Here is a 13,946-nt window from a genome sequence, read left to right as displayed (position 1 = left end):
TGACCACGGTGACCACCACGTCGCCACCGCTGAAACCAGGAGCAAGCACATGATCGCCGCACCAACCACAGGCGCTTTGGCCGTCGTTTTGAACACCGTCCTACAGATGTTCAACGCCGGCAGCAGTTTCCTCTACACCGACAACTCTCCGATTGGCGGCGGCGGCGAAACTCCCACGACGCCTGCTCCCTGATCGACTTACCCGCTCGCATCACACAGTCGCGGCACAGACAGGAACCACCGTGATAAACCAGCACACCCTGGGCAGCCTGGTCATCGACTTCGGCTCACTCTCCCGAGCACTCGGCTTCGGCAACGGCTCCATCGTGTCGCTCGGCAGCACCGGAAGTGGCTGAAACAGCCCGCCTGACCACGTCGACGATCCCGTCGCCGCTCACCTTCTCACCACATCTCGAAACAGAAAGCAGGTCCCCCTGTGCCTACAATTCCGCTCACCGGCGACCCCATCGTCATCAACATCATCGTCCAGCTACTGAGCGCGGGCAGCAGCAATGCACTCGCACTGGGCGGAGTCGGTAGCAGCGGTCTCGGTAGCACCGGGCTCGGCAGCTTCGACTCGGCGAGCCTCGGCAGCGCTGCTTAGGACCTCACTTGTGATCGGCGTTCGATCCGCGTCTTCGGCCGCCGAGGCAGTCCACGAAACCCGCGTTGCCCTCCGTCATCTGTGACGGAGGGCAACGCGGTCGTTCAGGCGAGACGGCTCGCGGTTACGCGATCAGGCCGTCCGCCGCGGTGAATCAACGCCAGTCTTCAGGTGGATCGCTGTCGTCGTGCTCGATGGTCACGGACTCCGAACGATCGTCAGCTGCAGCCTTTTTCGCTGCTTCACGCATCTCGATTCCGTCGGACACCCAGTCGCCGATCTCGCGCGTCACGTCTCGAACGGCCCCGGCGATGATCATCGCGATCGAGCCCACGTGGTTGGCTGCACTTTCGGTCAGTTCCTGGACCGTGTCCTTGCGGCGTTCGAATTTCCCGACCATCAGTGTGTGCCTCTCAGGCTGCAGTTCGCTGGCGCTCGACGATAACACCGGGAGGGGTCGTCGACTTGACCAAACCGGGCGGAAGAGCGAGCTTGAAGATCTTGCCCCATACCGAACCGATCTGCTTGAAGAACCCACCGGTGTTGTACGGCAAACCGTACTTCCCGCACAATTCTTTCACCTGGGGAGCGAGTTCCGGATAACGATGCGCAGGCAGGTCCGGGAACAGGTGGTGCTCGATCTGGTGCGAGAGGTTGCCGGACATGATGTGGAAGAGCGGGCTTCCCTCGATGTTGGCGCTGCCGAGCATCTGACGCACGTACCACTGCCCGCGAGTCTCGTCGGCCGTCTCGTCCTCGGTGAAACTCTGGACACCGGTGGGGAAATGGCCACAGAAGATGATCGAGTACGTCCACACGTTCCGGACCAGGTTGGCGGTGACATTCCCCGCGAGAGTGGTCACGAACAGCGGCCCCGTGAGAACCGGGAAGATGACGTAGTCCTTGAGGACTTGCTTGCCCGCCTTGTTCCACCAGCCCTTCAGGAGCGGCTTGACGTCGTGCCACTTGCGTTTGCCCTGGATGACGTTCTCGATCTCGAGATCGTGCATCATCACGCCCCACTCGAAGAGCACCATCAAGGCGAAGGCCCAGACCGGATTACCGAGGTAATAGGGGTTCCACTTCTGCGCGTCGTCGATACGCAGGATGCCGTATCCGATGTCACGGTCTTTGCCGAGAATATTGGTGTACGTGTGATGCATGTAGTTGTGCGAGTGACGCCACTGGTCGGCCGGGCACACCGTATCCCATTCGAAGACTTCGGAATTGAGCCCTGGTTCACGCATCCAGTCGTACTGACCGTGCATGACGTTGTGGCCGATCTCCATGTTGTCGAGGATCTTGGACACGCTCAATGCACCGACTGCCGCGAGCCACACCGGAGGCAGGAAGCCGAGGTACATCAAGCCGCGACCTGCGACCTCGAACCCGCGCTGAGCCTTGATGATCTTGTAGATGTACTCCCGATCCTCCGCCCCGAGCGAGGCGACGGTGCGATCGCGCAATGCGTCCAACTCGCGGCCGATCTCCTCGACCTGCTCGTACGTCAGGACGACGGGAGCGTCGTCCTTCGCATCGGAACCGTTGCCGAGGAACGGGAGGGTGGGAAGTGAAAGTCCAAACATGTCGGTCTCCAGACAGTCGTGTGGAAAATGGGACTTCAGATGTCGACGGTGACGTCGCCGACGGGAGCACTGACGCACAGCTGGATCTTCTTGTCCGGCTCGTCGTCTGTCTCACCGGTGCGCACGTTTCGGGTACGGCCCGCCTTCTTGACGGAGGTGCAGGAGAAGCAGATTCCCATCCGGCATCCGTACTCGGGATTGAGGCCCGCAGCTTCTGCTTGTTCGAGAAGTGTTTCGCCGGAGTTCTCGGCCGCCACCCCACTTTTGGTGAATGACACCTCGCCGCCGGCCTCCCCTGGCTCGGCCACCGCCGGCGCGAACTCCTCGGTGTTGAGCAAGTGCTCGACGTCGACCTCACGGAACACCTCACGCACTCCCCGCATCAGTCCGGGAGGTCCGCAGAGATAAGCCTGGGCGTCGATCGTGTCCGGATCGGCGATCCAAGGAGCCACCGCGTTGAGGTGCCCGCGATCGAAGAAACCTTCGAGGTCACCTCCACCGCTTTCGGTGTACACGAGTACCAGTTTCACGTTCGGGTTCTGCTCGGCGATGGTCTTCAGCGCGCGCGTGTACGCCACGTCGGCATCGGTGTTCGCGTAATGCACGAACACGATCTCGCCCGAGTGCTGCTCCTCCACCAGCGTCCGAAGCATCGACATGACCGGGGTGATTCCACTGCCGCCACTGATCAACAACACCCGACGCGGGCGGTCGACGGGAAGGGAGAACACACCGTCTGCCTGCGAGAGGCTGACAACGAGTCCGGGTGCCGCGTTGGCGTACAGATACTGCGACACCAGGCCACCCGGATGCGCTTTCACGGTGAGCTCGATCAGCCCACTGCGCGTAGACGCACCCCCGGCCGGCGAGTAGCAGCGAGTGTGACGAACACCGTCGATCACCACGCCCAACTGCACGAACTGGCCCGCCTGAAAACCGCGCCACTGGCGAGTCGGGCGCAGCGTGAGAGTGGCGGAGTCAGCCGTCGGATGGTCGACGGCGACAACCTGCGCGCGGATGTCACGAACCGTCGCCATCGGGTTGACCAGCTCGAGGTACCGATCGATCTGATGTGGAGCAGCCATGGCTTCGATCAGTCCCACCAAGGACAGTCCGCGCCGAGGTGCGGACTTCGGTGTCGTGTTCTCAGGAGCAGATGCGATTGTCATGACCCTCCTCGTACTTCGATTGCCGGGTGTATCGATTGCTGGGCTAGCTTCCCCCGACTGCGTGAATTCAGTGTACAAATGTTCACCGAAGATAGTGTGACAGGTGCACACAAGTACATGTCAACAAGAATGTGATCCGAGTTACACGAGTTGCCGAAAGGAGCCGGAATGCCTGTACCTACACTCGACGTCGTGACGAAGGCCGGACCGGTGAACCCAGAGCGCAGGGAGCCCGACAACAGGGAACCGGAAAGTCGTGCCGCCAAGAAGGAACGCACACGCCAAGCGCTCCTGGACACTGCCATGGACCTCTCGGCCGATCGCGGCTTCGCCGGAATCAGCCTGCGAGAGGTAGCCAGGGAAGCCGGGATCGTTCCGACGGCGTTCTACCGCCACTTCGCTTCACTGGAGGACGTCGGTGTCGTCCTCGTCGAAGAGAGCATGCGTATGTTGCGCCAGATGCTGCGCGACGCAAGGCGTAATCCCAGCACCAAGGACGCCGCTACGTCCCTGGGCATCCTTGTGCGACAAGTGCATACACACGAGCGACAGTTTCGGTTCCTCTGCCGCGAACGCTACAGCGGCGTCAGTGAGGTACGACGTGCGATAGCCACTGAAATGCGGTTGTTCGTCAGCGAACTGACCATCGACCTCTCCAGAATTGCCGGACTGGAAAGCTGGTCGTCGGACGATCTGGAAATGGCTGCCGACCTGCTCGTCTCGACGATGTTCAGTGCTGTCGTCGAACTGCTGGACGCCGGGACCGCCGGGTATCGCGACGAAGCCGCCGTCATCACACGAGCCGAGAAGCAACTGCGAGTCATCATGCTCGGAATGGCCACCTGGAATCCACCTCGAAACTGACCTCGGGTTCACCTTTTCGACGTACGGTGAGAGTCATGTCTTCCACGAGTACATACGAAATCCCCGTTGGCGACCTCACCTTCGACGTACTGATCTCGGGCCCGGACGACGGCATTCCGCTGGTAGCGCTGCATGGCTTCCCGGAGAGCGCCGCATCCTGGGGCAAGGTCACACCACTGCTCACCGCAGCGGGCTACCGCGTAATCGCACCGAATCAGCGCGGTTACTCCGCCGGCGCACGCCCCGAAGGGGTGGATGCCTACAAGATCGAGCACCTGGTAGCCGACGTCGTCGGATTGCTCGACGCGCTCGGCCTGTCCGACGCGCATCTTGTCGGTCACGACTGGGGTTCGGCGGTCGCCTGGCAGGTCGCCGGTCGCCATCCGAACCGGATCCGCAGCCTGACGGCGATCTCGGTCCCCCACCCCACCGCCTTCGGTTGGGCACTCCGCGAGGACGAGGACCAGAAGCAACGCTCGTCCTACATCGGACTTCTCCGACAGGAGGGAAAAGCCGAGGAAGTGTTGTCGGAGGACAACTTTCGCCGGCTGCGTGCCATGTTCGACGGCCAGATCGATCCTGAATTCGCCGACGAGCACATTCGTGTCCTGAGCGGGGAGGGCGCGCTGACCGGCGCCTTGAACTGGTACCGCGCGATGACCCGCGACTTCGGCGACATCGATCGCACCACTGTGCCGACTACGTACGTCTGGAGCACCGGCGACACAGCGCTCGGCCGCGCAGGCGCAGAACGCTGTGGCGAATTCGTGGACGCCCCCTACGAGTTCGTCGTGCTCGACGGCGGAAGTCACTGGATTCCGGAAGAGCGAGCCGAAGAGTTGGCCGAGGCGATCCTCGCACGTGCAGGATCCTGATCGCCGCGACGAATTCGGCTCTATGTATGTTGTCATACATAGAGCCGAATTGATTCCATCACCAGGAGTTCTGCGATGACCGAGACCGTTGCACCACCCCATCCTTTCGACGCTGCTGTCGGATTGACGCCACTCACCGCCGGCCTGTCGACCGGCGAGACCAATCCGGCGTACAACAACATGGTCGGGCCGTTCGGCGGCGTCACCGCTGCCACGTTGCTCGAATCTGTACTGAAGCACCCCGAACGCCTCGGCGATCCGCTGTCGTTGACCGTCAACTTTGCCGGTCCGATCACCGAGGGCGCCTTCGAGATCTCCGCCCGGCCGGTGCGCACCAACCGCTCGACGCAACACTGGTCCATCGAACTTTCTCAGGACGGAACCGTCGCCACTACCGCGACGGCAGTGTTCGGTACCAGGCGTGAAACCTGGTCGTCGACCGAAATCACGATGCCGGAGGTTCCGTCGGCCGAAGACGTTGCGCTGCTGCCGTTCCCCGAGTTCATCGCCTGGGCACAGAACTACGAGATGCGCTTTGTCGAAGGTGCAATCCCCGACCTGGAGTCGGGCGAGCATCCCGACTCGACCACGACGCTCTGGGTGCGCGATCGGCCGGCTCGCGCTCTCGACTTCACGTCGCTGACTGCACTGTGCGATGTCTTCTTCCCACGAGTTTTCTTGCGCCGAGGCAAGATGGCACCGGCTGGGACGGTCTCGATGACCATCTACTTCCACGCCGACGCTCAGACGCTGACCGAACAGGCAGACAATTCCGTGCTGGGAACCGCGCGGACCCAACGGTTCGGCAACGGGTACTTCGATCAGTCGGCCGAAATTTGGGGCAGTGACGGCGCATTGCTCGCTACGACACACCAGTTGGTCTACTTCAAGGATTGACGGGAAGCGCACTGTCCCCTTCCGGCGCCTTCACCATCGACAATGCGGCAAGACCGACGCCGAGAACCACCAGCAGTCCGATGATGCCGGCACGGTCTGCACCGAAGAGCCATGCGAACAGGCCGAACAGTGTCGGTGCCAAAAACGACACTGCTCGGCCAGTGGTCGCATACAGGCCGAACATCTGACCTTCACGCCCAGGCGGGGTGATGCGCGCCAGGAAGGTTCGTGCCGAAGACTGAGCGGGCCCGACGAAGAGGCAGAGCGCGAGACCGAAGATCCAGAACATCACCGGCCCTGACACCGCGATCAATATCGCGCCGACCACGATCATCGACGCCAGCGAGACGGTGATGACCTGTTTCGGTCCGATCCGATCGTCGAAGCGTCCGGCCACCAATGCACCGATTGCGGAAATCACGTTGGCCGCGACACCGAACAGTAGGACGTCGGCAGCGCTGATTCCGTAGACGTTGACAGCCAGCACGGCCCCGAAGGTGAACACGCCCGCCAGACCGTCACGAAAGAGTGCGCTCGCAATCAGGTACCAGATCGTGCGCCTGTCGACGTTCCAGAGTTCGCGCAGATCGCGCCACAACACCCGATAGGAGTCGAGGAACCCGGCCTTCGACGCTCCCGGATCGACCGCGGGGCTGGGCAACTCGGGAACCTTGAAGAACACCGGAATCGCGAAGACCGCGAACCACACTGCAGCCAGCAGTGCCACCATCCGGATGTTCATGCCGCCGTCGGTGGTCAATCCGAGGAATCCCCGAGTGTCGCCGTCGCCGACGATGAACCCGAAGTAGCACAGCAACAGCAGCACGATTCCGCCGAAATATCCCATGGCCCAGCCGAAGCCGGAGACTCTACCCAGATTCTCCGGTGTCGACACCTGCCGCATCATGGCGTTGTAGGGAACGCCGGCCAGTTCGAAGATCACCGAACCGATTGCGAGCAGAACCAATCCGAGCCACAGATAGCGGTAGTTGTCTTCGACGAAGTAGAGGCCCGCCATCGAGAGCACGGTGATGCCGGTCAGTATCGCGAGCGAGAGTTTACGTTTACCCGACGCATCGAAACGTTGTCCGGTGATCGGAGCGAGAATCGCGATGAAGAAGCCGGCGATTCCGAGCGCCCAGCTGAGCCACGTAGTTGCCGAAATCGTGCCGGGAAGGTCGTCACCGACCGCGTCGGTGAGATAGACCGAGAAGACGAACGTGAGGATCACTGCGTTGAATGCGGCCGAACCCCAATCCCACAGCCCCCATGCGAACACTTGACTCTTCGTGGCCGCACCGCCGATGCCTGCGGGTGGCTCTGCCTGCGTGCTCGTGGACTCGGCGCTCATACGGCGAAGCCTAACTGCGCGCGGGCGACTCGGCGCCTCTCTCCGAAGTCGACATACAAGACGTTCTATGCACCCGAATTAGTACGCACTTAGTTGCATACGCACCTGAGTGCATAGATACTTTTTCCATGGCACTCGAACATGCGTTGCTCGTCTCCCTGTCCGAACAGGATGCGTCGGGATACGACCTCACACGCCGGTTCGACAAGTCGATCGGCTTCTTCCACAGCGCGACGCACCAGCAGATCTACCGAGTCCTCAAGCGTATGGACGAGGCGGGCTGGGTGGAGGTGGAGGCCATCGCGCAGGACGGCCGACCGGACAAGAAGATGTACCGCGTCAGCGATGCCGGCCGCGCCGAACTGACCCGATGGATCGCAGAGCCGTCCGAACCGAACCACCTGCGCAACGAGTTGGCCATCAAGATCAGGGCCGCTGCGCACGCCGATCTCCCCGCTCTACGACGCGAAGTCGCTCGCCACCGCGACGGCCACGCCGCCCGCCTCGACGTCTACCGACTCATCGAAAAGCGTGACTTCCCCAATCCAGCAGCGCTTTCCGGCTCTTCGCTGCACCAGTACCTCGTACTTCGCGGCGGCATTCGCGTCGAGGAAGGATTCACCGACTGGTGCCAGGAAGTTCTGGACGCACTGCCCACTGGCGAGTACGCCACCGAAGACACTGGCGAGCCCGCCACCGAAGACACCGGCGAGTACGCCACGGAAGGACATCTTCAGTCATGACGGATACACAGTTCCCCCGCCTGCTCGAACCGCTCGACCTCGGATTCACGACGCTGAAGAACCGCGTCGTCATGGGATCGATCCACACCGGCCTCGAAGATCGCGCGAAGGACACCGACCGCTTGGCCGAGTACTTCGCCGAACGTGCCCGTGGCGGAGTCGGCTTGATCATCACCGGCGGCTACGCGCCCAACCGCACCGGTTGGCTCTTGCCCTTCGGTGCCAAGCTGACCAACCGCATCGAAGCGCGCCGTCACCGCCGGATCACCAAGGCGGTTCACGACGCGGGTGGAAAGATCGCCATGCAGATCCTGCACGCCGGCCGCTACAGCTACCAGCCGTTCAGTGTCTCCGCGTCGTCGATCAAGGCGCCCATCAATCCGTTCCGTCCGCGCAAGCTGACCGGCCGTGGGGTGCGTTGGCAGATCCGGAACTACGTTCGCTGCGCGCGTCTGGCCAAGTCCGCGGGTTACGACGGCGTCGAAATCATGGGCGGTGAGGGCTACTTCATCAACCAGTTCCTCTGCGAGCGCACGAACAGGCGCACCGACCAGTGGGGCGGCAGTTCCGAGAACCGTCGACGCATGGCAGTCGAAATCGTGCGACGCACACGCAAGGCCGTCGGCCCGAACTTCATCATCGTGTTCCGGTTGTCGATGGCAGACCTGGTCGAGGGCGGTCAGACCTGGGATGAAATCGTCTCATTGGCAAAGGAAGTCGAAGCTGCCGGCGCCACGATCATCAACACCGACATCGGGTGGCACGAGTCACGGGTGCCCACCATCGTCACCTCGGTTCCCCGAGCAGCCTTCGTCGACATCACCGGCAAACTCGAGAAGCACGTCGACATTCCGGTAGCCGCCTCGAATCGGATCAACATGCCCGAGACTGCCGAAGAGATCCTCAACCGCGGTGACGCACAATTGATTTCGATGGCCAGGCCGATGCTCGCCGATCCCGACTGGGTGAACAAGGCCGAGCGCGGAGCGTCCGACGAGATCAACACGTGCATCGCCTGCAACCAAGCCTGCCTCGACCACGCCTTCGTTCACAAGCAGGTCTCCTGCCTGCTCAATCCGCGCGCGGGCCGTGAGACCACGCTGATCCTCTCCCCCACTCGGCGGACCAAGAATCTCGCCGTCGTCGGCGCCGGTCCTGCCGGACTTTCCGCAGCACTCAATCTTGCTCAGCGTGGTCATTCGGTCACGTTGTTCGAGGCCTCGGACAAGATCGGCGGGCAATTCGGGATCGCACAGCTCATTCCGGGTAAGGAAGAGTTCGCCGAGACCATTCGCTACTACACCCGCATGCTGGACGTGGCCGGAGTGACGGTCAAGCTCGAAACCCGCGTCGCACCGGCAGATCTCATCGGCTCCTTCGACGAAGTCGTGGTTGCCACCGGCGTGACGCCGCGGGTTCCCAAGATCCCCGGCATCGAGAACCCGAAGGTGCTGACCTACGCCGAGGTCGTCCGAGAGGGCAAGCCCGTCGGCAAGTCCGTCGCCGTCATCGGTGCCGGCGGCATCGGCGTCGACGTGAGCGAATTCCTCACGCACCCCACTTCCCCCACTCTTCATCTCAAGGAGTGGAAGCAGGAATGGGGCGTCACCGAACCCGAAATGGCCCCGGGCGCTCTCACCACTCCGGTACCAGAGCTCTCCGAGCGGGAGGTCTACCTCCTCCAACGCAAGCCAGGACGCATCGGCGCCGGCCTCGCGAAGACCACCGGCTGGGTCCACCGGGCGGCCCTCAAGAACAAGGGCGTTCACGAGCTCTCGGGCGTCAACTACGAGCGCATCGACGACGCCGGCCTGCATATCACCTTCGGTGAGAAGCACGAGAAGCCCCGACTTCTCGAGGTCGACAACATCGTCATCTGCGCCGGGCAGGAGTCGGTTCGCGATCTCGTGGACGAACTGACCGTCGCGGGTGTGGTGACCCACATCATCGGCGGCGCGGATGTCGCTGGCGAACTCGACGCCAAGCGTGCCATCGAACAGGGCACACGACTGGCCGCGAAGATCTGACCGGCTACGCTGACTGATCGTGAGCCTGCCGACACCCACAACCACAGCCCGCGCCGTAGTGACCGGCGCCTCCTCCGGCATCGGAGAGGCACTGGCCGCTGATCTGGCATCACGCGGACACTCCCTGATCCTCGTTGCCCGTCGTGGCGAGGTCATGGAGGCCCTCGCCGAGAAGCTTCGCGCCGCGCACGGCGTCGAGGTGGAGGTCCGTGCATCGGACCTCTCCGACAGCGCGGCGCGTGCCGTTCTGGTCGAGGAACTCGGTGGCCGCGACATCAGCATCCTGTGCAACAACGCCGGTATCGCCACCTTCGGGCCGATCGCCGAGCTGGACCCGGCCTACGAGCGCGACCAGGTCGAGCTCAACGCCGTTGCAGTGCACGATCTCACGCTGGCCGTGCTGCCCGGCATGCTCGCGCGCAAGTCCGGAGCCATCCTGATGGTCGGGTCCGCGGCCGGCAACATGCCGATCCCCAACAACGCGACGTACGCAGCCACCAAGGCGTTCGTGAACACCTTCGCGGAATCGTTGCGAGGTGAACTCAAGGGCACCGGAGTGAACGTCACCCTGCTCGCGCCAGGCCCCGTTCGCACCGAAACCCCGGACCCGGCCGAAGCGTCGATCGTCGACAAGCTCGTCCCGGACTTCTTCTGGATCTCGAGCGAGTACACCGCCAAGGTCTCGCTCGACGGCCTGGCCGAGAACAAGATGCGCGTCGTACCGGGCATCTTGAGCAAGGCGATGTCCGTCGCGGGCGGTTACAGCCCGCGTGCCGTCGTTGCGCCGATCGTGGGCACGTTCTACAAGAAGCTCGGCGGCTGATTCACTCAAACTTCTCAGAGCAGGCCATAGCAGACCATATAGTCGGTTAATGGCGATGCGAAGAACACTGGCAGTCGGGGCAATCCTTCTTTTGACCGGAGGGTTGCCCTTACTGCTGCCCTCGGCAGCGAATGCATGTTCGTGCGCATCATCGGCTACCCCGGAAGAAGCCGTGAGCGTCTCCAGCACCGTTTTCCTCGGGACTCCGACGGAGAAAACTTCGGACGGGTTCGAGGACACCTACCTGTTCGACGTCAGCCGGGTCTACAAAGGCGATCTGGCATCGGTGACGTCGGTGGGGACACTCGCGAACGGGAACGGTTGTGGCACAAGCTACGTGCTCGGCACCGAGCAGCTGATGTTCGTTTCTGCGCCGTACGACGTCGACGCCGAGCACGAGGGGCACAGCTGCGGGCCGGCTACCGAAACCGGGTTCGACATCCAAGCGGCGGTCGAGTCCGTGTACGGCGCCGGTTACGCCCCGAGTGCCGGCGGAACTCCGTCCGTTGGTGTGTCCGCCGACCGATCGACGGTCATCGGCGGAGGCGCCGCGGTGGCATTGCCCGCGGTGCTCGGTTGGTTCGGATGGAGGCGGCGGCGGGCACAGTGAGTCCACGGGCACAGTAAGTCGAGGACGTCAGGGCCGCGTCAACCTCGTTCGGCGGCGCGTCAAGTAAGCGTCAAGATCCGCCCCACCGGTGATCTTCGGGAGTAGATCTGAAAGTAGCCCGCAACACGGCGGGTCACCTTCAGGAGATCGACGTGACGCTACTCGAAATCTTCCCCTCCCTACGCGGCGCAATGACACCGCGTATGGATCCTGCGTTGTGGCCCATCAGTACTCGCCACGACCACAGCGGGCGTGTCTGCATCGGCGACGTCTCCCTCGAAGAGATCGCGGACCAGTACGGCACACCGACGTACGTCGTCGACGAGGCGGACGTGCGGCACCGCTGCCGCACGTATCGAGAGATCTTCCCCGACTCGGAGATCGTGTACGCCGGCAAGGCACTGATGATTCGAGCGATGGCTACCTGGGTCTCCGACGAGGGACTCGGGGTGGATGTCTGTTCCGCCGGTGAACTCGCCGTCGCGCTTGCCGCGGGCGTGGACCCCCACCGAATCATCCTGCACGGCAATGCCAAATCGGTTTCCGAACTGAGGGCGGCGGTCAACGCGGGTGTCGGCCGGATCGTCCTCGACTCCCCCAGCGAAGCGGTACGGCTCGCGTCGGTGTGCACCCACCGACAGAAGGTGTTGGTCAGAGTCACACCCGGCATCGACATACACGGACACAAGGCAGTGTCCACGGGCATCGTGGACCAAAAGTTCGGCCTACCAGCGTTTTCCGAAGAACTGGAACATACGGTATCCGTCGTCGCCAACGCGACGCACCTGCAGCTCATCGGCCTGCATTGCCATCTCGGCTCCCAGATCACCGATCCCGAACTCTTCCGCCCCGCGATCGAGACGATGATCGCACAGATGGACGACATACGACGCACGCATCGAATCATCCTCACCGAACTCGATCTCGGCGGTGGCCATGGGATCGCCTACGTGCCGGGAGATGCCCAATTGGATCTGACCCGCCTCGCTCACGTCATCGACGAAACTCTCGACGACGCGTGCACCCGAAACCGCTTCCCTCGCCCCGAAATCGTGCTCGAGCCTGGCCGAGCGATCGCTGCGCGGGCCGGAGTCACGCTCTATCGCGTACAGAACATCAAGTCGATCAGCGGGGGACGAACCTTCGTCTCCGTCGACGGCGGGATGAGCGACAACCCTCGGGTGTCGTTGTACGACAGCCACTACGACGTCGAACTGGTGAACCGACATTCGCGCGCACCGCTCCAGGAAGTCACCGTCGCCGGGCGACACTGCGAATCGGGCGACGAAATTGCCGTCGGAGCAAGGCTTCCCGTCGACCTACATGAAGGTGACCTGTTGGCAGTGCCGTGTACGGGCGCATACCACCACAGCATGGCCTCCACCTACAACAGCGTCGGCCGGCCGCCGGTCGTCGCCGTGCTGGGCGGGATTGCGCGGCCGTTGATCAGGCGCGAATCGATCAACGACCTGTTGGCCCGCGAGGTCGGCATCTGACCTCGCGGGCGCCTGAGCCTCAGCGCCTGCGGCGACTACCGGTGCCGAAGATGTTTCGCGAAATCTCGCGTCCCGCAGCCGAAGCCGCCGAGCGCAGGAAACTCTTGACAGCCGAGTTGCCCAAGATCTGCTCGGCGATGTTGGGGCCCTCCGGCTCGGCCGGCGGCGGTGGCGGCAGATCGGGCAGCGACGGAAGATCCAGGGACTGATCCGCTGTCGGAGCACCGGCCACCTTGGCCGTCAGCTTCTCGTACGCCGACTCGCGGTCGATGGTCTGGCCGTACTTCTGATTCAGCGGACTCGACGACGCGGCCGCCTTGATGGCGTCGTTGCCGATGGTGTCCATCAGCGACCTCGGCGGACGAATCTTGGTCCAGGCCACCGGCGTCGGCGCACCCTTTTCCGAGAGTACGGTCACGATGGCTTCACCGATGCCGAGTGAAGTCAGTGCCTTTTCCAGGTCGTAGTGCTCGGTCTTCGGGTACGTGCGGACGGTCTTGTTGAGGGCTTTCTGATCGTCGGGCGTGAAGGCACGCAGGGCGTGCTGAACCCGCGCACCCAACTGTGACAGCACCGAATTCGGAATGTCGGTCGGAAGTTGCGTGCAGAAGAACACGCCGACGCCCTTGGAACGAATGAGCTTGACCGTCTGTTCGACCTGCTGCAGGAAGGCCTTCGACGCGTCCGCGAACAGAAGGTGCGCCTCGTCGAAGATGAACACGAGCTTCGGCTTGTCCAGATCTCCCTCTTCGGGCAGCGTCTGGAACAGGTCCGCGAGCACCCACATCAGGAAGGTGGAGAACATTGCCGGGCGCGCCGCCTGGGCACCGAGTTCGAACAGCGTGATCACACCGGCACCGCCGACGACACGCAGCAGATCCTCGGTTTCGAGTTCTGGTTC

15 protein-coding genes are annotated in these 13,946 nt (G+C 62.9%); 10 read left to right on the top strand and 5 right to left on the bottom strand.

From position 1 onward, the window contains the following. The first annotated feature begins 49 nt into the window (after window positions 1-49). A complete protein-coding gene (locus tag ACYP01_RS05820) occupies window positions 50-193 on the top strand; it encodes a hypothetical protein (RefSeq protein ID WP_003945326.1) in 144 nt (47 codons plus the stop codon). A 243-nt stretch (window positions 194-436) separates the two neighbouring features. Beyond that, window positions 437-604, top strand: coding sequence for a hypothetical protein (locus ACYP01_RS05815; protein ID WP_003945367.1), 168 nt, complete (start codon window positions 437-439; stop codon window positions 602-604). 154 nt (window positions 605-758) lie between these two features. Here the strand turns inward: ACYP01_RS05815 and ACYP01_RS05810 are convergent, their stop codons facing one another. Genes ACYP01_RS05810 through ACYP01_RS05800 form a run of 3 tightly spaced genes read right to left on the bottom strand, consistent with a single transcriptional unit; the run spans window position 759 to window position 3,359 of the window. After that, window positions 759-1,004 (bottom strand): hypothetical protein, encoded by a 246-nt coding sequence (locus ACYP01_RS05810; RefSeq protein ID WP_003945295.1) that lies wholly within the window; start codon window positions 1,002-1,004, stop codon window positions 759-761. 13 nt (window positions 1,005-1,017) lie between these two features. After that, on the bottom strand, window positions 1,018-2,190 hold the full coding sequence (locus ACYP01_RS05805; protein WP_003945297.1) for a fatty acid desaturase family protein: 1,173 nt from the start codon (window positions 2,188-2,190) through the stop codon (window positions 1,018-1,020). A gap of 35 nt (window positions 2,191-2,225) precedes the next feature. Continuing rightward, complete coding sequence (locus tag ACYP01_RS05800; protein ID WP_459678886.1) at window positions 2,226-3,359, bottom strand: ferredoxin reductase; 1,134 nt, start codon at window positions 3,357-3,359, stop codon at window positions 2,226-2,228. Between the two features lie 168 nt (window positions 3,360-3,527). On the opposite strand from ACYP01_RS05800, the gene ACYP01_RS05795 reads away from it, so the two are divergent. The 3 genes from ACYP01_RS05795 to ACYP01_RS05785 all read left to right on the top strand — a co-directional run bounded on the left by ACYP01_RS05795 (window position 3,528) and on the right by ACYP01_RS05785 (window position 5,995). Continuing rightward, a complete protein-coding gene (locus tag ACYP01_RS05795; RefSeq protein WP_459678885.1) occupies window positions 3,528-4,223 on the top strand; it encodes a TetR family transcriptional regulator in 696 nt (231 codons plus the stop codon). A 35-nt stretch (window positions 4,224-4,258) separates the two neighbouring features. Beyond that, complete coding sequence (locus ACYP01_RS05790; protein ID WP_003945355.1) at window positions 4,259-5,098, top strand: alpha/beta fold hydrolase; 840 nt, start codon at window positions 4,259-4,261, stop codon at window positions 5,096-5,098. A 75-nt stretch (window positions 5,099-5,173) separates the two neighbouring features. Further along, the gene (locus ACYP01_RS05785; RefSeq protein WP_003945359.1) at window positions 5,174-5,995 is read left to right on the top strand and encodes an acyl-CoA thioesterase; all 822 of its coding nucleotides are present in this window, start codon (window positions 5,174-5,176) and stop codon (window positions 5,993-5,995) included. Here the strand turns inward: ACYP01_RS05785 and ACYP01_RS05780 are convergent. Further along, on the bottom strand, window positions 5,985-7,346 hold the full coding sequence (locus ACYP01_RS05780) for an MFS transporter (RefSeq protein ID WP_007733331.1): 1,362 nt from the start codon (window positions 7,344-7,346) through the stop codon (window positions 5,985-5,987). The two genes, ACYP01_RS05785 and ACYP01_RS05780, sit on opposite strands and share 11 nt — an antisense overlap. A gap of 128 nt (window positions 7,347-7,474) precedes the next feature. Here ACYP01_RS05780 and ACYP01_RS05775 point away from each other — a divergent pair, with 128 nt between their 5' ends. The 5 genes from ACYP01_RS05775 (at window position 7,475) to lysA (ending at window position 13,045) form a co-directional block, all read left to right on the top strand. Continuing rightward, window positions 7,475-8,089, top strand: coding sequence for a PadR family transcriptional regulator (locus ACYP01_RS05775; RefSeq protein WP_064444095.1), 615 nt, complete (start codon window positions 7,475-7,477; stop codon window positions 8,087-8,089). Further along, complete coding sequence (locus tag ACYP01_RS05770) at window positions 8,086-10,116, top strand: NADPH-dependent 2,4-dienoyl-CoA reductase (RefSeq protein ID WP_069147366.1); 2,031 nt, start codon at window positions 8,086-8,088, stop codon at window positions 10,114-10,116. Before ACYP01_RS05775 ends, ACYP01_RS05770 begins: the two co-directional genes overlap by 4 nt. Before the next feature lie 19 nt (window positions 10,117-10,135). Further along, window positions 10,136-10,939, top strand: coding sequence for a mycolate reductase (cmrA, locus tag ACYP01_RS05765; RefSeq protein ID WP_007733327.1), 804 nt, complete (start codon window positions 10,136-10,138; stop codon window positions 10,937-10,939). Window positions 10,940-11,111: 172 nt separating this feature from the next. Then, complete coding sequence (locus tag ACYP01_RS05760) at window positions 11,112-11,549, top strand: hypothetical protein (protein WP_322002135.1); 438 nt, start codon at window positions 11,112-11,114, stop codon at window positions 11,547-11,549. Between the two features lie 152 nt (window positions 11,550-11,701). After that, window positions 11,702-13,045, top strand: coding sequence for a diaminopimelate decarboxylase (gene lysA, locus ACYP01_RS05755; RefSeq protein ID WP_459678884.1), 1,344 nt, complete (start codon window positions 11,702-11,704; stop codon window positions 13,043-13,045). A 19-nt stretch (window positions 13,046-13,064) separates the two neighbouring features. On the opposite strand, the gene ACYP01_RS05750 is transcribed toward lysA, so the two are convergent. After that, window positions 13,065-13,946, bottom strand: an 882-nt coding sequence (locus ACYP01_RS05750) for a helicase HerA-like domain-containing protein (protein ID WP_459678883.1), incomplete at its 5' end; no start/stop codon positions are given.

The organism is Rhodococcus sp. no. 34, assembly GCF_054589475.1.
Note: the sequence above shows the minus strand (reverse complement) of the source record. Positions and strands in the feature narration are given on the sequence as shown.

Coding starts and splice junctions, on each gene's coding strand:
- ACYP01_RS05770 (WP_069147366.1), top strand. CDS start 8,086: ATGACGGATACACAGTTCCCCCGCCTGCTCGAACCGCTCGACCTCGGA.
- ACYP01_RS05800 (WP_459678886.1), bottom strand. CDS start 3,359: ATGACAATCGCATCTGCTCCTGAGAACACGACACCGAAGTCCGCACCT.
- ACYP01_RS05795 (WP_459678885.1), top strand. CDS start 3,528: ATGCCTGTACCTACACTCGACGTCGTGACGAAGGCCGGACCGGTGAAC.
- ACYP01_RS05780 (WP_007733331.1), bottom strand. CDS start 7,346: ATGAGCGCCGAGTCCACGAGCACGCAGGCAGAGCCACCCGCAGGCATC.
- ACYP01_RS05785 (WP_003945359.1), top strand. CDS start 5,174: ATGACCGAGACCGTTGCACCACCCCATCCTTTCGACGCTGCTGTCGGA.
- ACYP01_RS05805 (WP_003945297.1), bottom strand. CDS start 2,190: ATGTTTGGACTTTCACTTCCCACCCTCCCGTTCCTCGGCAACGGTTCC.
- ACYP01_RS05790 (WP_003945355.1), top strand. CDS start 4,259: ATGTCTTCCACGAGTACATACGAAATCCCCGTTGGCGACCTCACCTTC.
- ACYP01_RS05820 (WP_003945326.1), top strand. CDS start 50: ATGATCGCCGCACCAACCACAGGCGCTTTGGCCGTCGTTTTGAACACC.
- ACYP01_RS05775 (WP_064444095.1), top strand. CDS start 7,475: ATGGCACTCGAACATGCGTTGCTCGTCTCCCTGTCCGAACAGGATGCG.
- ACYP01_RS05810 (WP_003945295.1), bottom strand. CDS start 1,004: ATGGTCGGGAAATTCGAACGCCGCAAGGACACGGTCCAGGAACTGACC.